The sequence below is a fragment of the Pseudoclavibacter sp. AY1F1 genome, from assembly GCF_002931075.1.
Taxonomy (GTDB): domain Bacteria; phylum Actinomycetota; class Actinomycetes; order Actinomycetales; family Microbacteriaceae; genus Pseudoclavibacter.
This window is the reverse complement of the sequence record NZ_PSTQ01000016.1, coordinates 61,964-82,237: the sequence shown is the minus strand read 5'-3', so window position 1 is coordinate 82,237 and position 20,274 is coordinate 61,964. Positions and strand designations below refer to the sequence as shown.

At 69.4% G+C, this 20,274-nt stretch carries 19 protein-coding genes; 10 read left to right on the top strand and 9 right to left on the bottom strand.

Going from position 1 to position 20,274, the window contains the following annotated elements:
- Positions 1-400: 400 nt before the first annotated feature.
- Entirely contained in the window at positions 401-1,522 is a 1,122-nt protein-coding gene (gene ald / locus C5B85_RS17600) for an alanine dehydrogenase (protein ID WP_104287304.1), read from the bottom strand.
- A 183-nt stretch (positions 1,523-1,705) separates the two neighbouring features.
- Between ald and C5B85_RS17595 the strand changes: the two genes are divergently transcribed.
- From C5B85_RS17595 to C5B85_RS17560, 8 genes are all read left to right on the top strand, one after another.
- On the top strand, positions 1,706-2,188 hold the full coding sequence (locus C5B85_RS17595) for an Lrp/AsnC family transcriptional regulator (protein WP_104287303.1): 483 nt from the start codon (positions 1,706-1,708) through the stop codon (positions 2,186-2,188).
- A gap of 105 nt (positions 2,189-2,293) precedes the next feature.
- A complete protein-coding gene (locus C5B85_RS17590) occupies positions 2,294-3,682 on the top strand; it encodes a dihydroorotase family protein (RefSeq protein ID WP_104287302.1) in 1,389 nt (462 codons plus the stop codon).
- 2 nt (positions 3,683-3,684) lie between these two features.
- Entirely contained in the window at positions 3,685-4,527 is an 843-nt protein-coding gene (locus C5B85_RS17585) for an IclR family transcriptional regulator (RefSeq protein WP_104287301.1), read from the top strand.
- Positions 4,520-6,409 (top strand): urocanate hydratase, encoded by a 1,890-nt coding sequence (locus tag C5B85_RS17580; RefSeq protein WP_219819445.1) that lies wholly within the window; start codon positions 4,520-4,522, stop codon positions 6,407-6,409. The genes C5B85_RS17585 and C5B85_RS17580 overlap by 8 nt, the downstream gene beginning before the upstream one ends.
- A complete protein-coding gene (locus C5B85_RS17575) occupies positions 6,402-7,520 on the top strand; it encodes a DUF917 family protein (protein WP_104287299.1) in 1,119 nt (372 codons plus the stop codon). Before C5B85_RS17580 ends, C5B85_RS17575 begins: the two co-directional genes overlap by 8 nt.
- Positions 7,510-8,817 (top strand): M20 family metallo-hydrolase, encoded by a 1,308-nt coding sequence (locus C5B85_RS17570; RefSeq protein WP_104287298.1) that lies wholly within the window; start codon positions 7,510-7,512, stop codon positions 8,815-8,817. Before C5B85_RS17575 ends, C5B85_RS17570 begins: the two co-directional genes overlap by 11 nt.
- 120 nt (positions 8,818-8,937) lie before the next feature.
- Complete coding sequence (locus C5B85_RS17565) at positions 8,938-9,612, top strand: alpha/beta fold hydrolase (RefSeq protein ID WP_104287297.1); 675 nt, start codon at positions 8,938-8,940, stop codon at positions 9,610-9,612.
- A gap of 25 nt (positions 9,613-9,637) precedes the next feature.
- A complete protein-coding gene (locus tag C5B85_RS17560; RefSeq protein ID WP_104287296.1) occupies positions 9,638-10,129 on the top strand; it encodes an FBP domain-containing protein in 492 nt (163 codons plus the stop codon).
- A gap of 124 nt (positions 10,130-10,253) precedes the next feature.
- Here C5B85_RS17560 and C5B85_RS17555 read toward each other — a convergent pair whose 3' ends face one another.
- Both C5B85_RS17555 and C5B85_RS17550 read right to left on the bottom strand, forming a co-directional pair.
- Complete coding sequence (locus tag C5B85_RS17555; RefSeq protein WP_104287295.1) at positions 10,254-10,631, bottom strand: SdpI family protein; 378 nt, start codon at positions 10,629-10,631, stop codon at positions 10,254-10,256.
- A 73-nt stretch (positions 10,632-10,704) separates the two neighbouring features.
- Positions 10,705-10,950 (bottom strand): DUF3073 domain-containing protein, encoded by a 246-nt coding sequence (locus C5B85_RS17550; RefSeq protein ID WP_104287294.1) that lies wholly within the window; start codon positions 10,948-10,950, stop codon positions 10,705-10,707.
- 191 nt (positions 10,951-11,141) lie between these two features.
- On the opposite strand from C5B85_RS17550, the gene C5B85_RS17545 reads away from it, so the two are divergent.
- Positions 11,142-12,323 (top strand): NAD(P)/FAD-dependent oxidoreductase, encoded by a 1,182-nt coding sequence (locus tag C5B85_RS17545; protein WP_104287293.1) that lies wholly within the window; start codon positions 11,142-11,144, stop codon positions 12,321-12,323.
- 382 nt (positions 12,324-12,705) lie between these two features.
- Here C5B85_RS17545 and C5B85_RS17540 read toward each other — a convergent pair whose 3' ends face one another.
- The 6 genes from C5B85_RS17540 to C5B85_RS17515 all read right to left on the bottom strand — a co-directional run bounded on the left by C5B85_RS17540 (position 12,706) and on the right by C5B85_RS17515 (position 18,905).
- A complete protein-coding gene (locus tag C5B85_RS17540) occupies positions 12,706-14,229 on the bottom strand; it encodes a permease (RefSeq protein WP_104287292.1) in 1,524 nt (507 codons plus the stop codon).
- Positions 14,226-15,131, bottom strand: a complete 906-nt coding sequence (locus C5B85_RS17535; RefSeq protein ID WP_374953109.1) for an ABC transporter ATP-binding protein — start codon at positions 15,129-15,131, stop codon at positions 14,226-14,228. The genes C5B85_RS17540 and C5B85_RS17535 overlap by 4 nt, the downstream gene beginning before the upstream one ends.
- A gap of 138 nt (positions 15,132-15,269) precedes the next feature.
- Positions 15,270-15,737, bottom strand: a complete 468-nt coding sequence (locus C5B85_RS17530; RefSeq protein ID WP_104287291.1) for a CrcB family protein — start codon at positions 15,735-15,737, stop codon at positions 15,270-15,272.
- Positions 15,737-16,267, bottom strand: a complete 531-nt coding sequence (locus tag C5B85_RS17525) for a CrcB family protein (RefSeq protein WP_181064492.1) — start codon at positions 16,265-16,267, stop codon at positions 15,737-15,739. The genes C5B85_RS17530 and C5B85_RS17525 overlap by 1 nt, the downstream gene beginning before the upstream one ends.
- Before the next feature lie 551 nt (positions 16,268-16,818).
- Entirely contained in the window at positions 16,819-17,877 is a 1,059-nt protein-coding gene (locus C5B85_RS19825) for a PadR family transcriptional regulator (protein ID WP_104287289.1), read from the bottom strand.
- A complete protein-coding gene (locus C5B85_RS17515) occupies positions 17,874-18,905 on the bottom strand; it encodes a hypothetical protein (RefSeq protein WP_104287288.1) in 1,032 nt (343 codons plus the stop codon). The genes C5B85_RS19825 and C5B85_RS17515 overlap by 4 nt, the downstream gene beginning before the upstream one ends.
- Positions 18,906-19,137: 232 nt before the next feature.
- Here C5B85_RS17515 and C5B85_RS17510 point away from each other — a divergent pair, with 232 nt between their 5' ends.
- Complete coding sequence (locus C5B85_RS17510; protein WP_104287287.1) at positions 19,138-20,193, top strand: YdcF family protein; 1,056 nt, start codon at positions 19,138-19,140, stop codon at positions 20,191-20,193.
- Positions 20,194-20,274: the final 81 nt, after the last annotated feature.

Here is a 20,274-nt window from a genome sequence, read left to right as displayed (position 1 = left end):
CCCCAAAGGGAACGCTGCCCGGCGTTTCGCCCTCTGGAGTCTCCTCCAGAGGCCGAAACGCCGGGCAGCGTTCGTGATGCCCCGCGACGCGGGTCAACATCAGCTCGCCCCGCGATTTCGAGCCCGCGGTCCGAGCCCGCGGTCCACGTTCGCGGCCCAAACTTTGGTGACAACTCGAGGAAATCGGTCCGGAAATCGGAACTGACAGGTGATCTGTCACCGAAGTTCGCGGCTGAGCCGAGCACACTGCGCTGTCCAGAGCCAGCAGCGGGCAGACCCAACGTCGGCGAGAGCAAGTATCGGGGAGAGCGAGCGCCGGGCGGACCCCCGTGGCCATCGCAGGGTTCGTGGTTGGCAGCGCAGGGCGGTGCGCGGCGGTCACTCGGCAGTCACGCGGCGGCTATTCCGCGGCGAGGACCTCGTCGACGGGGCGGTACTCGAGGCCGAGGGCCGTTGCGACGCCGCGGTTGGTGATGTGCCCACCGTGCACGTTGAGGCCGAGCGCGAGCGCGGGGTTCTCCTGCATGGCGCGCTTCCAGCCCTTGTCGGCGATCGCGGTCACGTAAGGCAGCGTCGCGTTCGTGAGCGCGCGCGTCGAGGTCTCCGGCACGGCGCCGGGCATGTTGGCGACGCAGTAGTAGATCGAGTTGTGCACGGGGAACGTCGGGTCGTCGTGGGTCGTCGGGTGGGAGCCCTCGAAGCATCCGCCCTGGTCGATGGCGATGTCGACGAGCATTGACCCGTGCTTCATGCCTGCCACCATGTCGTCGGTGACGAGCTTCGGGGCGGCGGCCCCCGGGATGAGCACCGAGCCGACGACGAGGTCGGCCTCGGCGAGTTGCCCTGCGATCTCGTACGCCGATGATGCACGCGTCTGGATCTTGCCCTGGAACTGCACCTCGAGCTCCCGGAGCCGGGGGATGTTGAGGTCGATGATGGTGACGTCGGCGCCCATGCCGACGGCGTTCGCGGCCGCATGCTCGCCGGCGACGCCGCCGCCGATGACAACGACCTTCGCCTTCGGCGTTCCAGGGACGCCGCCGAGCAGCATGCCTCGCCCGCCGGCGGCCTTCATGAGGTGGTATGCGCCAACCTGTGTCGCGAGGCGACCGGCGACTTCGCTCATGGGGGTGAGCAGCGGCAGTGAGCGGTTGGGTAGCTGCACCGTCTCGTAGGCGATCGCGGTGGTGCCTGCGCTGGCGAGCGCCTCGGTCTGCGCGCGGTCGGCGGCGAGGTGCAGGTAGGTGAAGAGCACGAGGTCTGGCCGCATGTGGCGGTACTCGGATGCGATGGGCTCCTTGACCTTCAGGAGCAGCTCGGCGCGGGCCCACACCTCGTCGGCCGTAGTGAGGATGCTCGCGCCGGCCGTGCTGTAGGCCTCGTCGGTGTTGCCTGAGCCGAGTCCGGCGCCAGCCTCGATGAACACCTCGTGGCCGTGCCGCACGAGCTCGTGCACTCCGGCCGGCGTGATGGCGACGCGGTTCTCGTTGTTTTTGATCTCTGCCGGGATCCCGATGCGCATGATTACCTCTTTGTGTCAGTGCCGGTTCGGTGAAGTTACCTGCTGATTCGACTCAACTACCTGCTGATTCGACTCAACTCTGGGGAAATCATGCGCAGAAAGTGTTTCGAACAGGTTGAACGCCGAAGAATCCGCGAACTCTGGTGCAGAATCGGTAGAAATCTGTGACCGATGGGGGCTGGGATGAATGGAACGCCGAAGGAACTTCGGGGTGCGGATGCGGGTGCGCTCGACGACATCGACCGCAAACTCGTCGAGCTGCTGCAGGCCGACTCTCGGCAGTCGAACACGCAGCTCGCGAACGCCGTCGGCATCGCGCAATCGACCTGCATCGCGCGGGTGCGTTCGCTGGTCGCCCGCGGCGTGATCACGAGATTCACGGCGGATGTGGGCCTGCCGCAGCTTGGCCTGGCCCTACAGGCGCTCATCAGCGTCAACATCCGGTCGGGGAAGCGGCAGGAGCTCGCGCATTTCGCTGAGGAGATGCGGGCGCTCCCTGAGGTCGTGCAGATCTTTTTCCTGGGTGGCTCGGAGGACTTCATCGTGCACGTCGCCGTGCGCGACTCGAATGACGTGCGGGAGTTCGTGGTGGCGCACCTGTCGACGCACCCCGCCGTCGCATCCACGCGCACGAGCATCGTCTTCGACCACCACCGCATCCGCTGACCAGCAAGCCACCTCGTCTCCGGCGACGTCACGGGCATCCGCGATTCATCCCGTGAACTAAGAACGTAGTAGCCCAAACGCCGGCAACGTTCTTATTCTGTGTGCATGGAGCCAGCCGTGCAGCCGCCAGAAGACCTCGTCGCGACCCTCATCGTGCGCGGGAGGATCCGGGATGCGCGAGGCGTCTGGGGGCCGGGCGAGGTCTGGGCTGCGGGCCCGCGCATCGTCGCGGTGCACACAGGGGCATCACGCTCGCCTGCGCCTGCTGGCGTGCGCCTGGTCGACGTCGGGGACTCCTACGTGCTGCCCGGCGTCGTGGATGCTCACGTGCACTCCCTCTCGCACGGCGGCGAAGGCATCGCGGCATCGACGCGTGCCGCCGCGGCGGGCGGCGTGACGACGATCGTGGAGATGCCGTACGACGGCACCGGCCCCATCAACAGCCTCGACAAGCTGCGCGCGAAGCAGGACCTCGCGAACGACGAGGCACACATCGACATCGCGCTCCTCGGCACGCTCGCTCCTGGCGGCGGGTGGCGCGCGGCGGGCGAGCTCGCAGAGTCTGGCGCCGTGGGCTTCAAGGTCTCCCTCTTCCACACGCACGAGACGCGGTTCCCTCGCATCAACGACCGCGAGCTGCTGAGCGTCATGGCCGCCGTGCGGGACGCCGGCCGCACCCTCTGCACGCACGCGGAGAACAACGAGATCATCCAGTCGCTGCTCCAGGAAGAGCGCGCGGCGGGCAGCACCGACCCGCAGTCGCACTCGCGGTCGCGGCCGCCCGTCTCGGAGACGCTCGGCGTGCTGACGGCTCTCGAGGTCGCGGCGAACACCGGCGCTCGCCTGCACGTCTGCCACCTGTCGTTGCCGCGCAGCGTCGACCTCGTCGAGTGGTACCGCTCGCAGGGCGCCGACGTGACGCTTGAGACGTGCCCGCACTACCTGACCTTCACCCAGGACGACCTCGAGACGCAGCGCGGGCACCTCAAGATCAACCCGCCTCTGCGTGATGCCGCCGCCCGTGAGGGCCTGTGGGACCGCATCGGCCGCGGCGCGGTGAGCGTCGTCAGCTCCGACCACGCGCCGTGGTCGCGTGAGCTGAAGGAGCACGAGGTCATGCTCGACAACAGCTCGGGCGCGCCCGGTGTGCAGACGCTCGTGGCCGCGACGATTGGCGGGGCGCTCCGCCGCGACCCGTCCGAGGGGCTGCTGTCGCAGGCGGTGGATGCGCTCACGCTCGCCCCGGCGCGACGCTACGGCCTCGACGCTCGCAAGGGTTCGCTCGAGGTGGGAAAGGACGCCGACATCGTCGTGTTCGCGCCGGGAGACGCATCCATCGAACTCGACCGGATGCTGTCGAACGCCGGCTGGACGCCGTACGAGGGCATGTCGCCAGGCGGCAGTGTGACGCACACGTTTTCGCGGGGCGAGCTCGTGTACTCCGAGACGGCGGGGCTGCTCGCCGCGACGGGCAGGGGAGAGGTGCTGGTCTGACCATGAGTGACATTCGACCAAAGGCTGACCCGAACGGACGGCCCATCTCGGGGGGAGCGGCCAGCTCCGGTGGCGCAGGCGGTACCGGTGGCGCGGCGTACAAGTCGCTGCACCGTGGCCTCGAGATTCTGCAGCTCATCCAGGGGCGCGGCCGCCTCAAGATCTCCGAAGTCAGTAGCGAGCTCGGCATGCCGCTCTCGACCGTCTACCGCTACGTGACGGTGCTGCGGGATGCGGGCTTCGCGATCGAGATCGACGGCTACCTCATGCCGTCGAGCCGTCTCGCGGAGAGCGACGACGCCTCGCCGCACCTCGTGCGCTACGCCGCCCCAGTGCTTCGGCGCCTCCGCGAGCTCACCGGCATGACCGCGATTCTCGCCGTGCGGGTCCACATCACCGCCGTGTGCCTCGAGGTCTCGTACGCGCATCCGCAGCACCGCATCCCGTTCGGACGTGGCAAGGTGCGCAGCCTCTACGCGGGAGCGACAGCCCTGCCGCTGCTCGCCTACGCGCCGAAGAAGGTCGTGCGAGAGCTGCTGTCCGGCGGCCTGCGCGCCTACACGACCGCGACCATGAGCCCCGAGATGATCGAGCCGTACCTGCGCCAGGTGCGCGCCGAGGGTCACGCCGTCTCCTACGGTCAGATCACGCCGGGCATGGTGGGCATCGGCGTGCCCGTCTTCGCGGGAGGCCGCGTGCTGTGCTCACTGTCGCTTGTCGGTGACGAGCGGCAGACTGGGGCCCTGGATGAGCGCGTCGCGCTCCTCAAGCAGGGGGCTGCAGAGCTCGCCGCGAAACTGCCATCGAACGTCGACCTCGAAGTCTGGAGCGATCAGAGTGCCTGAATCAGCCGCGACCCCCGCGAACGGCCAGACCCAACGGGGCGGCGAGCCCCCGCTGCCGGCGTCCGCGCCCCTCGCCAGCCCGATCCTCGCCAGGGGCACTCAGCCCATCACGGCGCAGCGCGGCACAAAGCTGCGCGCCAAGAACTGGCGTGCCGAGGGCCTCCTGCGCATGTTCGAGAACGTGCTCGAGGTGGGAGAGAACGCTTCAGAGCTCATCGTCTACGCCTCGCTCGGGAAGGCCGCCCGCAACTGGGACGAGGCGTGCCGCATCGTCAACTCGCTGCTCGAGCTGGACGAGGCAGAGACGCTCATCCTGCAGACGGGCGCCGCGGTCGGCGTCATGTCGACGAAGCGCGACTCGCCAATGGTGCTGTCCGCCGTCAACAACACGGTCGGCAACTGGGCGACCAGCGACCGCTTCTACGAGCGGTACCGCGCCGGGCAGACGATCTGGGGCGGCCTGACCGCCGCGGCCTGGCAGTACATCGGACGCCAAGGGGTGCTGCAGGGCACGTACGAGCTGCTGCGCGAGGTGCTGGTCCAGCACTACGACGCGCGGGCGGAGGGCCGGTGGATGCTCACGGCGGGTCTCGGCGGCATGGGCTCGGCCCAGCCGATCTCGGCGCGCATCCTTGGCCTCTCGTCACTGACGGTCGAGATCGACCAGGTGAAGATCGACCGCGCGCTCGCGGTCGGCGGCATCGACGTCCTCGCGCCCACACTTGACGACGCCCTCGCGCTGATCGAGGCTGCCCGCGCCGAGGGGATCCCGGCCGCCGTCGCGCTGCGCGCCAACGCGGCCGCCGTCTTGGCCGAGCTGGCCTCCCGCGGCGTCACGCCTGACATCGTCACCGACCAGACCGCAGCGCACGACGCGCGCTACGGATACGTGCCGCTCGAGTACTCGCTCGACGAGTGGATCTCAGCCCGCGAGACCGAGCCGGAGCGCGTCGAAGCCCTGGCACGCGCATCCATGGCCCAGCAGGTCGAGGCGATGCTCACGCTGCAGGAACGCGGATCGATCGCGTTCGAGAACGGCAACAACCTGCGCGTGAAGGCCCTCGAGCACCTCGGCGACGGGGAAGCCGACCGGGTCAACCGCATCCCCGGCTTCATGGAGGCGTACCTGCGGCCGCTCTTCGCGCGAGGGATCGGCCCGTTCCGATGGGTCTGCCTGTCCGGCGACGTCGACGACCAGCTCACGATGGATGCGCTTGCCTCGTCGCTCTTCCCCGACCGCCCCGAGATCGCCGAGTGGCTGGCGCTCGCGGGCGTGCACGTGCCGCAGCAGGGGCTGCCCGCTCGGTCGTGCTGGCTCGGCCACGGCGAACGTTCGCGCCTCGCGCAGGCCGCGAACGAGCTTGTTGCCGACGGCCGCCTTTCGGCTCCCGTGCTGTTCAGCCGCGACCACCTCGACTCGGCCGGCATGACGCATCCGCGCATCGGCACCGAGGGCATGCGAGACGGCTCCGACGGGGTCACCGACTGGCCGCTCCTCGACGCGATGCTGCTCTCAACCGCGGGTGCCGACCTCGTCGCCATCCACTCCGGCGGTGGCGGCTACACGGGGTGGATGCAGTCGGCCGGCGTCTCGATCGTCGCCGACGGCAAGCCGGAGACCCTCGAGCGCCTGCGCCTCGCGCTCGACCTCGACACGGGCCTCGGCGTCATCCGCCACGCGGCGGCAGGCTACGAGGAAGCGAGCTCCGCCATCGAGCGCGCCGGGGAGACTGGTGACGCGCCACTCGCCGCCCTCGGACTGGCCGCGCGCGGCGCATCCGCTCAGCCCGGCGCATCCGCTCAGCCCAGCGCATCCACTGTCCAGGCAAGCCAAGCATCCCCAGCCACCTCAGACCCCGACGAAGGGAACGCCAGTGCGTGAACTCACCCAGGAAGACGCCATCCACGGAGTGCTCGGGGGCGGTGTGCTCGCGTGCGGCGGAGGCGGATGGAAGCACCACGGAGAGCTAATGGGTCGTATGGCGACCGAACTGAACCGTCCCGTGCTCGCGAGCATCGACGAGTTGCCGGAGGACAGCTGGGTGGCGACGGTCACAGCCATCGGCGCCCCGGCGGCCAAGAACTGGGAGATCCGGCCGATCGACTACGTGCACGCGCTGCAGGAGCTCATCAAGGCGACGGATGTGCCCATCTCGGCCGTCATGACCGCCCAGAACGGCTACTCGACGACCCTCAACGGGTGGATCCAGTCGTCGGTGCTCGGCGTGAAGGTGCTCGACGTGGCCGGGGACGTGCGTGCGCATCCGACCGGCAAGCTCGGCTCCCTCGGCCTCGCCGAGCGGGAGGGCTACGTGGCGACGCAGGTCGTCTCTGGCGGCAACCGCGCCCTCCACGGGCACTTCCTGTCGGTGAACAAGGGGACGATCAACACGTGCGACGACGTGCTGCGCGACATCTCGGTGCGCACGGGCGGCTTCATCGCCGCCGCGCGCAACCCGGTTGAGCTGAGCTACGTGAAGGAGAACGCTGCGCACGGCTCGATCTCGCTGGCACTCGACCTCGGGCGCGACATGGCGGCGGCGCTGCGCAAACGCGGTGCGGGCAAGCAGGAAGCGTTTGTGCAGGCGGTGGTGGAGCGCCTCGGCGGCACCGTCGTCTCGCGCGGCCCGCTCGGCTTCGAGGTGCCGACCGAAACCCACGGCGGCTGGGATCATGGCACGTTCCGTATCGGCGACTTCACGGTGCCCTACCTCAACGAGTACATGGCCATCGAGTCCGGCGGGGAGCGCATCGCGACCTACCCGGACACGATCATCATTCTCGACCCCAAGCTCGGCGAGGCCGTCGCGGTCAAGGACGCCTACGAGGGCGAGGAGGTCGTGCTCGTCTCGGTGCCCGCATCCGCGCTGCCCGTGTCGTCGTCGGCCATCGACGAGTCGGGGCTCGCCGAGATCGAGCAGATCATGGGCATCGACTTCCTGAAGTACCGCGACTCGGGCCTCGTCGGCGGGACAGTCGGCTATGTCAGCTGACACCGCGGATGCGCTGCTCGGCGCGGTTGACCCGTCGAGGCTGCGGCCAGACCAGCAGCGGGTACTCGCTGACCTGACCGAGCTCGCCGGCCTCGTCGAGAGCGCCGAGCCCGGCTTCTCACGGCGAGTGTTCTCTGACGCATACCGCGCCGGGCGCGAGTGGGTGCGCGAGCGGATGCGCGCCGCAGGCCTGGAGGCGCACATCGACCCGGCGGGCAACGTCGTCGGGGTGCTGCGCGGCGCGAACCCGTCGCTCAAGCCGCTCATGACCGGGTCGCACACCGACACCGTGCACGCGGGAGGGCGCTACGACGGCATCGTCGGCGTGCTCGGCGGCATCGAGGTGGCGAGGCGGCTCCGCGAGGAGGGCATCACGCTCTCGCGGGACCTGTACGTGGTCGACTTCCTCGGCGAGGAGGCGAACTCGTTCGGCGTCTCCTGCATCGGGTCCCGGTCCATCGCCGGGCTCCTGCTGCCAGAGCACCTTGAGCGCACCAACGGCGACTCGGCGCTGCGCCTCGGCGACGCCATGACGGGCTTCGGCCTCGACACGAGCGGTGCGCTCGGCCAGGCCTGGGCACCTGGCTCGCTGCACGCCTACCTCGAGCTGCACATCGAGCAGGGCCCGCAGCTCGAGCGCAGCGGCAAGCAGATCGGCGTCGTCACGGCGATCGCCGGCATCGAGCGGCTCATGGCCGCCTTCTCCGGCCGGGCCGACCACGCGGGTACCATGCCGATGCAGGGCAGGCACGACGCGCTCATCGCGGCCGCCGAGGCGATCCTCACGATCGAGCGCGAGGCGTGCGGCGCCCCCATCCACGGGGTGTCGACGACCGGACGCATCGAGTCGTCACCCGGCTCCTTCAACATCGTTCCCGACGAGGCGCGAATCTGGGCAGAGATGCGCAGCGTGGACGCGTCGTGGCTGCACGGCGCGAAACGTCGCGTCGCGGAGGACATCGCGGCAGGCGCCGCCCTGCGCGGCGTCGAGACCGCCATCGAGTGGCTCAACGATCAGGACCCGGTCGCGGCGGACCCGGACGTGCAGCGCCTCCTCGGCGAATCAGCCGACGCGCTCGGCTACACGTGGGAGGCCGTGCCATCCGGCGCAGGCCACGACGCCGCGCACCTCGCCCACCTCGGACCGATGGGCATGATCTTCGTGCCGTCCGTCGGCGGGCGCAGCCACGTGCCCGAGGAGTTCACGGAGGCCGACGACATCGCGGTGGGCATCCACGTGCTCGCGACGGCGCTTGTCGCCGCCGACCGCAGCGAGCGGCCCCTCGTCTCGAGTTGAGCGCGCGGCGCACGCGCCGGCCGCGAATCGAGGGAAAGTCCAGGCTGAGCCCCCAGGCTGGAGGAGCGGATGCACATGCATCCGGTCAGGCAGGAATCGACGCGGGAACGGGGAACGCCCATGGCAACGTTTGTGCTCATCCACGGTGGAGGTTCGTCGAGCTGGGACTGGCACCTGGTGGTGCCGAAGCTCGAGGAGGCAGGGCACCGCGCGGTCGCCGTGGACCTACCGATCGAGGAGTCCGGCCTGTCGCTTGTCGACTACGCCGAGTCAGTCTCCGCGCAACTCGACGCAGCGAAGGGGAACAGCTCCGACGGTGACGGAGACCAGCTCGTGATCGTCGGCCACTCGCTTGGCGGCTTCACGGCGGCCCTCGTCGCAGAGCGCCTCGACGCTGACGGGCTTGTGTACGTGGCCGGGATGATCCCGAAGCCGGGGGAGACGATGCAGGAGTGGTGGGATGCGACGGGCCACAACGCCCTCGGCGTCGATGCGGAGGACGAGCAGGTGTTCTACAACCTGGTGCCGGACGACCTTGTGGTCGACGCGAAGGCACATGTCCGCGAGGAGACGGGGTCGTGGATGGACGCACCCTGGCCAGGTGTCGGCCGGGAAACGGTCACGGGATTCATCGCGGCAGCGGACGACCTGTTTTTCCCACTCGACTTCGCGAAGCAGCACGCTCGCGACCGGGCGGGGGTCGAAGCTGTGGTCGTCCCGGGCGGTCATTACGTGGCGATCGGCGCGCCGGATCCTCTCGCGAACGCGCTCGTGGAGTTCGCTGACGGTCTCTGACCTGCAGGCTCGGTACGCTCGAGGGATGCAGCAACTCACCGAGGCCCAGATCAGGGATGCGTTCGTGAACGCCTCGCGCAAGGAGGTCAGCGACCTGACCCTGCCGCCCGGGTTCCACGAGGTCGACTGGGAGCGGCGTGACTACCTGGGGTGGACGGATCCGAAGCTCGGGCGCCGCGCGTACGCGGTGATCCCGGTCGACGACGACCTCGTCGCGATCGTGTTCGAGCGGGCGCGCAAGCTCCCCACGCGTCGCGCGATGTGCTCGTGGTGTGAGGACGTGACACTGCCCAACGACGTCCTCTTCTACAGCGCGAAGCGCACGGGAGACGCCGGCCGTCGCGGCGACACCGTTGGCACGCTCGTGTGCGCAGCGTTCGAGTGCTCGGCCAATGTGCGCCGCCTGCCCACATCCGCGTACATCGGCTACGACCGGGAGGCGGCGCGCGAGCAGCGCAAGGAGAACTTGCGGGTGCGTGCGGCGAGTTTTGCGCGCAACCTCCGCGACGGGGTCTAGCTCAGCGGGTCCCGCCGACTCGTTCGCGAGCTCAGCGGCGGAATGCCGTATCCGAAGAGCAGTGGCCGTCTCTGACAAGCAGTGGCCGAAGAAGAAATCAGGCCTTGCGAGGAATAAGTCAGGCCTAAAGTCCCGCCACACCTTTCGCCGCGCGGTGCGCGACCACGAGGCTCGAGATGACGCCCGTGAGCGTCGCAATGACGGCGAGCGCCAGCGACACCAGGTAGGGCGCGACGGTTCCCGCGGACAGCACGGACACGACGGCGAGGACGATCCCGGCCACCGCTCCCGTGTTCGCGGGTCGAAGCGCCGCCTCGTGACCGGCGCGCCACGCGTCGTCGGACGCTCGAGTCGCGGCAGTACGCAGGCCCGCGTAGCCCCAACGGTCGAGCCGACCATCCGCTCCCCAACGCACCGTGAGCATGCTCACGAGGTTGCCGACGACGAGGATGACCGCCACCGCGATGGCGGCGGGAAAACTCGGCGGCTGGAGTTCGATCACAGGCGTGATGGGTTCGGCTCAGAGACGAGCGGCAGCGGCGTCGGCAACGCTCGGGGGAGCGGTGCGCGAACGCCTACGCGCGCTTCTGCTCGTAGCCGCTCGTGTCGTCGTCTTCGTCGGCGTCATCATCGTCGAGGTACTCGGACCACTTCGAGAGGATGTCGTCGGCTGGTTCTTCAGTGGCTGGAGGAGTCGCCGGGTAGCTCGAGGAGCCACCGGAGAGTTCACGTGCCAGCGCGTCATAGTTCGTCTCATGTACGGAGTACTTGAGCTCACGGGCGACCTTGGTGTGCTTCGCCTTTTGACGGCCACGCCCCATGCGTAACCCCCTTATAAATCGGGCCGGGCAGGAATGGCCACCCGGTCGCAAGTCGTTAACGAAAATCTGACGCTCACATTACCACGGCGGCCGAGCTAATCTTCGGTGCGCCGAACCGGCCACGTCACTCCACGTCTCTAGACTGAGCCCTACCGGACGGAAGCTCGTCGACCGCCCGAGAAACCGCACAGGTGCGCCCCCAGCGCCTCGACAGGAAGCCGGACGTGCTCGCCGTGAAGACCGACATCGACCTCGTGGTCATCGGCGCGGGCGTGCCGGGTGTGACGGTCGCGGCGACGCTCGCCGAGATGGGTCTGCGCCCGCTGAGGGATTTTGTCGTTTTCGACGCCGAACCCCAGCCTGGCGGGTCGTGGGGCCGCGGCTGGGATTTCCAGACCGTCGGACATACGCCGCTCCTGGCGGGGCCTCCCGGGCTTTCGGAGCTCGGCATCCGACTCAGCGATCAGGACCCGGAAGCAATCGTCCGCGACATCATGCCGCCGCTCATGCGCCGCTACGAGGACGCCTACGACCTCTACGTCGCACGCCCGGTGCGGGTGCTCCGCGTCGAGGCGATGCGCAGGTCCCCGCTGCTGACGGTGCATCTGCAGGTGCGCGATCGACCGCCCCGCACGATCACGACGCGCTACGTCATCAACGCGACGGGGGACTGGTCGTCACCGTTTGTGCCCTGGTACCCGGGGGCGTTGGACTTCGCGGGCGAGCAGCTCCCGTCCGCGCACCTCGAGTCGCTGGCTGAGTTCGCCGGCAAGCGTGTGCTTGTCGTCGGCGGCGGACGTTCGGCCGTGACGATCCTGCGCGAGCTCGAGCCGATCGCGGCCACCACCGCCTGGTCGACGCGCCGCGAGCCCGACTTCCATGAGCTTCCGCGCCTGACGCTCCCGTCGCGCACCGATTCGCGGCAGCGTGAGATGGATGCGCGTCACGAGGCCGAGTTCGTGCGGTTCGTCGAGCGCGGGGAGCGCCTCCCGAGCGAGGTCAGCGTCCGCGGGATCCCGCTCTCGCGCGGCACGCTCGCCGCGATCCGACGGGGTCTGCTCGTGTCTCGTGGACCGCTCGCGAGCATCCAGCCCGACGGTGTCACGTTGGCGAGCGGGGACCGCTTCGAGGCGGACGCCATCATCTGGGCGACCGGCAGCCGACCGACGATGCGGCACCTGGCGCCGCTGCAGCTGCGCGAGCAGGGCGGCATGGCGCGCCTGCGCGACGGGTGGAGCCGCCGCGACAACAGGGTCGCGCTGCTCGGGTACGGCACGAACCGACGCAACCCCATCGCGGCCCGACTTGACGCCGAGCGCCTCGCGGAGGGCGTCTTCGACCGCCTCGGCGAGACGCCAGCTGACGTCAAGTAGCCCGCCCCGCGCCTCCCCGCGCCCGTCCGCCCGTGTCGCACCGCCCGCCCGCGGAACAGTGAGGCAGCTGCAGCTTCGGATGCGGCGGAGCCTGCGTCTGGCTGATTCTTGTGCGCGCGCGGCGGTGGAAATTGCCCCGCCGCGCCCTACCCGCGCCCTGCCGCACTCTGCCGCGCCCTGCCGCGCCCTGCCGCGCCCTGCCGCACTCTGCCGCGCGCGCCCGCCCGCCCGCGGAAGAATGAGGCAGTTGCAGCTTCGGATGCGGCGGAGCCTGCGTCTGGCTGATTCTTGTGCGCGCGCGGCGGTAGAAATTGCTCGGCCGCCCCGCGCCCCGCGCCCTGCCCGCGCCGCTGAGGCGCGGAGGCGCGGAGCCTCGGAGGCGCTAGCTTCGGTGCGGTGAGGCGAGCACTGATGTGACGACTGGGCGGGTGCTGAGCAGCGCGAGCCAGACGGCGCCGAAGCCGAGCGCAAAGCAGAGCGCCATGGTGAGCATCGCGAGCGGCGCGACGATCAGCGAAGCACCGACGATGGGCAGCACGAGCGCCACCGCGGCGCCAGCACCGCCGAGTGCGGCGAGCAGCAGTGGCGCCCAGACCTGCGAGCGCTGCGCCTTCTCGAACACCTTGCGGGGCATGCCCGCGCGGTCGAGGGAGATGAGCAGCTTTCGCTCATCGAGGACCGCTGAGGCCTGCGAGACCCCGACCGTGCAGGCCAGCATGAGGAACGCGATGATGAGCGTCAGGAAGACACCGGTGCGCAGGTCGGTCATGAGCAGCAGGTCCTCGGCGGGCACACTCTCGCTCCCACCCACCATGTCGAGCAGCGCGAGCGCACTGCCGCTGATGACGGCGACAAACGCGATCATCGCGATGCCGGACACGCTGCGCCACGCAACCCCTGGCGCTTCCGCGAGGCGGCGTCCTGCGATGAGGCGGGCTGGCGTCTTCGCGCGCTTCGCCATCTGCCTGCCGATGAGCGCGACGAGCGGTCCGCCCGCGAGGTTGATGGCGAGCATCCCCACCGCGAACGGCACGAACAGGGCCACGACGATGCCAACGATGCCGAGGGCTGCCACGAGCCCCTGCGCCATGCTGATGAGGCCAAGGGCGATGAGCAGCGCGGCGGCCCCTCCGGCGAGCGCGAACCATTTGACGCGTGGCGCCTTGTCGCGCTTCCGCACGCCGAGCGGAGTGACACGGACAGCGGCGAGCCCTGCAAACGAGCTCGCTGCGGCGAGCGCGGCGATGCTCGAGGCTGTCGCCGCCAGGATCGGGAACCCGACCCACATGGATGCGGCTCCGATCGGTCCGCCGTAGAAGTGCAGGAGCCCGACCATCGGGAGCAGCCCCGCGTACAGGACGGCACCCGCGGTGATACCGACGACGGCGATGAGGGTCGCCTCGGCCACGGCGAGCAACGTCACGATGGTCGTGGATGCGCCGAGGAGTCTCAACGTCGCGAGCCTTTCGTCGCGCCGTCTGGCGGAGAGGCGCGCAGCGGCGACGCCGAGGGTGAGCAGTGGGACCGCGAGGAGCGCGAGTGCGAAGACGGCGAAGATTCCGTGCGATTGCATGCCCGCCGGTGGGTTGAAGAGCATGATCGTGCCGCCCACGACAACCAGGGTGAGGGCGGTCACAACGGCGAACGCGACCGCCGGGAGCGCGACCGCGGCGATGCCTACGGTGCCGGGGCGGGTCAGCATGCGGAGGATCGTGAGGAGCGGGATGCGCCCGGTTCCGTGAGGGGTCGCGGCCGGGATGCGCACGCTCGGCGCGGCAGCTGCAGGTGCCGCTGCGTTTGCGTTTGCGTTTGCGGATGAGTTTGCGGATGCCGCGCGCTTCGCGGTTGGGGATGGAAGGGTGTCGGTCCCCGGGGCGATGAAGCCGGCTTCCTGCCTGGCGCTCATGCGCGGGCCGCCGTGTCTTCGAGGATGCGGCCGTCGCGCATCCGCACCGTGCGGTCGCAGCGGGCGGCGACGTCTGGGTCGTGCGTCACGACAACGAGGCTGCGCCCGGCGCGAGCTGTCGCTGCGAGCAGCGCCGTCATGACGTCGGAGCTCGTGGCCGAATCGAGGGCGCCGGTGGGTTCGTCAGCGAAGACGATCCGAGCGCCGGTGACCTGGGCGCGGGCGATCGCAACACGTTGCGCTTGTCCGCCGGACAGCTCGCCGATGCGACGAGCCTCCATGCCCCCGAGCCCCATGGCGGCGAGCCACTGCGCGGCTGCCTGCTCGGAGCGCTTCCGGTCGACGCCGCAGAGCATGGCAGCGAGGGCGACGTTCTCGAGCGCGGTGAGCTCCGGCAGGAGCATCCCCTCTTGGAACACGAACCCGAACTCGGTGCGACGCAGGTCGGTGCGCTTGGCCTCCGACATGCCCGTCAGTTCACGGCTGCCGCCGTCGCCGTGGAGTTCGATTCGTCCCGAGTCCGGTGCGATGATGCCCGCCAGGCTGTGCAGGAGCGTCGTCTTGCCTGAACCGGAGGAGCCCATGATCGCGAGCGCCTCACCGGCCCGGACCGCGATGCTCACATCGGCGAGCGCCGTCGTCGCACCGTAGGTCTTGGTGAGCGCGTGTGCCGCGAGCACCGTGCCGGCCTCGGGCACCCCGTCTGGGGAAAGCCCGGTCACGAAGCGCGACTGGGGAGTGAGCATGCCGGCGCCCGGCTGCGCGGTTCGCGATTGCTGCGGGGGGTGGATGTGCGGTGCGTGCTGGAGTCTCGGTGCCTGCTCGGGAGCTCGCAGGGACGCTGTCTGCTGTTCGTTCTGCGGCAGAGCTGCTGATGTCTGGAAGCCTGGTTGCGAAGTCATGTTTCCAAGGTGCTGTCAAGGGGGTGCGCGCCTCGACCGCCTGCAGGCGCATCCGCCCCCTCCTCTGGGAGGGCATTGGGCGCTGCTCGTCATCCGTGAGGATGACGATCGGGCGCGGATGCCTCGACCTCCCAGCCGCTACCAGGTGAGCAGGCCGAGACCCAGACTCTCGCCAAGCAGCTGGCCTACCGTCACGCCGATTAGCGCCGCGAGCACACCCCAGAGCATCTGGACGACCACGATGATCACAGCCTTGCCGATCTTCCGAGCACTCAGCGCGCTGGCTGCGTCGAGCATGACGGAGCTCCACGAGCTCAGGCCACCGCAGAAGCCGGAGATGACGATCATCGACGCGACGGTCGGCAGGGGCAGCAGCCCCGCGGCGAACCCCGCGAGGAGCGACGCGAGCACGTTGACGATCATGAGGCGCCACTCAGGCGCGAGGCGGCGGGCCGCTGCTGGTGGGGGCGCAGATGTTGGGCCGTTGTTCGCGGCGACAGTGGGAGCAGGTGCGCGCAGCCGGGGCCAGCCCTCGACGGCGATGTAGCGGATGCAGGCGCCGGTGCCACCCGCGAACGCGACGGCCAGGATCATGAGGATATTCATCAGAACATCCCGTCGTTCGGCGCGTACGGGTCTCGGCCGGGGGCGGTCCCCGGCCCAGGAGTAGCAGGGCCATTCTCGGGAGCGGCAGCTGTCGGAGGAGGTGAGATGCGCCGGCCGATGGTGCGCCCGAGGAAGACAGCCGCGATGCCGCCGATCGTGCCGACGGCAAACGCGATGATCGCCCAGGCGGACGTCGAGAAGACCAGCGCGAGCGCCAGGGCGATGAGCGAGAACGTCGTGAAGCCTCCGCAGAACCCGGGGCCGAGCGCGGCGCGCCACGCGGCCCGCTGCGGCGGCCAGTGCGCACCCGCGATGATGCCAAGCGCGAGGGACCCAGCGAGGTTCGCGATGAGGGCCGTCACGATGTCGGAGTCGAGCACGTGCACGCTCCCCGCCGAGAGCTCAGCCAAACTGGCCGAGCCCTGAGACATCGTGACGGTCGCCGTGAAGGAGCCGAGCCAGAGGCGGGCGAGAGCGCCCGCGGCTCCGCCGAGGAACACGGCAAGGAGGAGGCGGGCTGGCGTTCGCACGCCGCAACGGTACTCCCGTGTCGAGGGCTGCGCCAGCGCAGCGGCCTCTGGTGGGCAGCGCCCGCAGGTGGTGCTGACGGGTCCCGCGCGCCCCGCGTGCTGACCAAGTTCAGTGCGATTCAGCGTCTTTTGGCCCCGAAAGGCGCTCGTCGACCCGAATTTGCACTGAAGTTGGACAGGGAGCGGTGAGTGGCCTTGGTTTTTAGCGGCCTCCAGGCTCCGCGCGCTGGCCAACTTCGGTGACGAACGGCGACTCTCTATCCGGAGGTCGACACAAGCCATGGAGTCATCACCGAAGTTGGATGTGGTGGGCTGAGCTGAGGCGGCGTGGACTCGGCTAGGCAGGCAGCTGGCAGCTGGCAGCAGGCAGCAGGCAGCAGGCAGCAGGCGACAGGTGTCAGGTGACGTTTGCCGGAGTCTGGCTGCGGTGGGCTGGTGTGTGAGTGCGCGTGGGTGCGACGAAAGGCCGCTCCCCAGGGTGGGAAGCGGCCCTTCGTGACGTACCGAGCGCTCGCCCGGCTTCAACTGGCCTTACCTGGCGCAGCTGCTGGCTAGACCCCTGGCGTGTTTTTCGTGTCGCGGGAGCCGAGCGCGTGCGTGATGCGCTCGCGAACGCGTTCGAGCTCCTGGTCGAGGAAGGTCACGATGCCGGGTGAGAGGCGCTGCTCGCTCTGTGCGGCGCGGAGCTCCTGGCGGAGCTCGTGCCTGAACTTGTTGAGCACGAGGTCGGCCTGCGACATCGCTTCGAGCTGCGCGCGCCCTGCGTCACGCTGCGGATTGCTGGCGCCATCGGCAGAGTCGCCTTCACCCGCGCCGGTGGCGCTGCCTTCCGGCGCTCCTCCTCCGCTTTTGCCGCTGTCCCACACGTGCGAGCTGCTGGCCGACGCCCAGGTGTCGTACCTGCCGTGCGTCCGGTACTCGGAGCCCGAGCCGGCTGCAGCCTCTGGAGGCTGAGGTGCTTCCGGGCTTTGGGGTCCGGTGGGCGATTGAGGCGGGGTGGGGGCCTGAGGGGGGTCTTGCGGTCGCGGTTCGCCCGAGGCCGTCGCGCCGCTTCTGGCCCCCGTCGGTGTGAAGCCCGGCGGCGTCTGACCTGGCGTGGAGATGGGCGCCTCGCGCGGTTCGTTCCAGCCCTTCGCGGCTCCCGCGAAGAAGCCACGCGCGGATGCGGCCCCCGCGGCTCCTGCGCTCGCCGCCTTCTCGAATCCGGCTCGTGCATCCGGACCGAACTCCTGGGCCAGCCTGGCGAACTCGGCGCGCAGCTCTTCGCGTGCGCTTGTGAGGCCGTGCCGCACGTCAGCGGCGAGGCGGCGGACCGACGAGTCGACGTCCTGCTCGATGGATGCGAGCTCTTCGCGTCGCGAGTCGAGCTCGCGCCGGCCGGCTTCTGTGATGCGGTACACGCTCTTGCGGCCGTCGTTGTGCTTGGTCACGAGGCCTTCTTCTTCGAGCTTCGCGAGGCGCGGGTAGATGGTGCCGGCGCTTGGCGAGTAGGTGCCGTCGAAGCGTTCGGAGAGCGCCTGGATCAGTTCGTAGCCGTGGCGCGGCTGATCCTCGAGGAGGCTCAGTAGGTAGAGGCGCAGGTGTCCGTGGGCGAAGACTGGCGGGGTCACTCGGTGCCTCCCGGCTTAGTGGTGTCGGATTCGATGTCGCTGCACGCGTCGATTTCGATGCTGGCGCCGGGCTCAGCGTCCGCACCTGACGTGCTCTGATGGGGGCCGCCTTCATCGGGGGCTGCGGCTGGGGCTGCGTCTGCGGCTGAGTCCGCATCGGGGACTGGGCAGGTCACGAGTCGCGCGTCAATGCGGTCATCGAAGTCGGCTGGTGCTTCGCCGGCGCGAGGTATGCGCGCGGAGAGCATGACCGAGACGCGGCCGGTGACGGTGCTGATGCGCACGTCGGTGACTTCGCCTTCCCTGGGTTCCGATCGGTAGGTCGTGCCGCGGAGCGGTTCGAGGTGCAGCCCGTCGAGCTGCACGGACGAGCCGACGGTGGAGACCTGGTAGCTGGGCTTCGTGTCGCCGGGGAGCCGCACCGTGGTTGCACCGCTGACCGACTTATTGGCGATGAGGCTCGGCGAGCCGGAGGTGACGTCGACGATCGTGGCGCCGGAGACGGTGCTCCCGTCGAAGCTCACGAGCGGCCCGGTGGCCGTGACGTCGCCGGATGCGGTCTTGACGACGGCCTTCCCGGCGTGCCCGCGCACGCTGATCTCGCCGCCGATGGAGTTGAGGTGCAGCTCGCCGCTGGTGGCGTCGAGGAACTGCTCGCCGCCGACGGTGTTGATGTCGATGCGTCCGTTGATGCCCGCGACGAGCACCTCCGAACTGACGCCGAGCACGTCGACGTTGACGCCTGCTGGCACGAGCACGCTGATGACCGCGGTCGGCTGGTTCCAGATCGTCTTGGCGGACGTCTGGACGTCGGTCCAGGACAGTTGGGGGTGGTCGATGAGGAGCTGGTCGCCGTCGATGGCGATCTTCAGGTCACGTCCCGTGAGTCCCGACACTTCGATGCGGGTGCTCGGTTCGTTGTGGGCGAGCACGCTGATGGCGCCGCCTGCGAGTCTCGCGCGAACGCTACGGACGGTCTGCACGTCGATGACGCGGGGCCCGTCCACGATCCACTGTTCAATAGCCACTGCTGCTCCTCGGAAGGGGTGTTCATGATTCGCGCCCGGCGTGGAGCCAAGCAACTGCGAGTCAAGTTATATCGCGAGTCTGAGTATTCGCGCTATATCGCGAATACGTGGCGAGGGGTGCCGATGCGTCGGTGCGGCATACTGAGGCGATCCGGCACACTGAGGCGATCCGGCACGTCCTGCCGGATGCACCAAGAAGGAGCAGCACATCGACACGCAGGATCTGACATGGGTGTCGGTGCTCGTCGCTCTGCTCGTCGGGGCCGGGCTCGCAGCCGTCGCCGTCCACCGGACGCGCTCTGAACCTCGTCGGCTGAGCAACGGCGCCTGGATCGTGGCCGCAGCTGTCGTGCTGCTCGGCGCCCTCTCCAGCTTCGACCGGCAGGTCTCGCAGCTTGTTGGCGCGCTCACCTGGCTGCCGCTTCTGCTCTCGCCCCTGCTGCTGCTTGTGCTCATCGTCATGCTGTTCCTCAACGGTGCTCGCATGATCAGACGAGAGGGGCGGTCCCTCGGCAACTTGCTCTCGCTTGTGCTCGCACTCGTCTTGACGGCGCTGGCCGCGCTCCCATTCGCGGCGGTGCTGGTCAAGAGTGACGCCTTCTTGTCGGTCGCCCTCTTCTTCGCGCTCGGCGCCGCCTACCTCGGTGCGGCGTTCGTGCTGTTCCTCGGATACTCGTGGCTCTACTCGCGGATGGTGCGCGGAGCGGTCGGCACCTGGGTTGTTGTTCTCGGGTCTGGGCTCTCCGGAGGTCGCCGCGTGCCGCCGCTGCTCGCATCCCGCATCCGCACTGGGATGGATGCGGCACACCGCGTCGGGGCATCGGTCGTCGTGATGTCTGGCGGGCAGGGAAGCGACGAGGCGCTCGCCGAAGGGCGCGCGATGCGCGAGTGGGCGCTCGACCCCGCCAATGCTCGCGACCGGCAGGGTGCTCTCGAAGTGACGGCGGGGGCGGCCCAGCCGCGCATCCTGAGCGAAGAGGAATCGGTGAACACGGAGGAGAACCTGCGGTTCACACAGGCGATCCTCGAGGGTGAGGACGTGACCGGCCCCGGCATCATCGCCACGAGCAACTATCACGCGATGCGGGCGGCGATGCTGGCGCGCGAGCTGGGCATCGACGCGCAGGCCGTGCAGGCGCCCGTCGCGCACTACTACTGGCCGAGCGCGATCCTGCGCGAGTTCGCGGCTATCCTCCGGCGTTACTGGGTGCTCAACCTCGTCGCGGGGCTGCTGTTCGCGTTCCCGCTGCCCGCCCTCGGTCTCTGGGTCACGCTCGGTCCGGTCTGAGGCGAGGGGGCGCAGCTTCGACCGGCTCGCCGCTCTGACGCACATGATGACGGATTCGGGAAGCGCTCAGCGGGGTTTCGG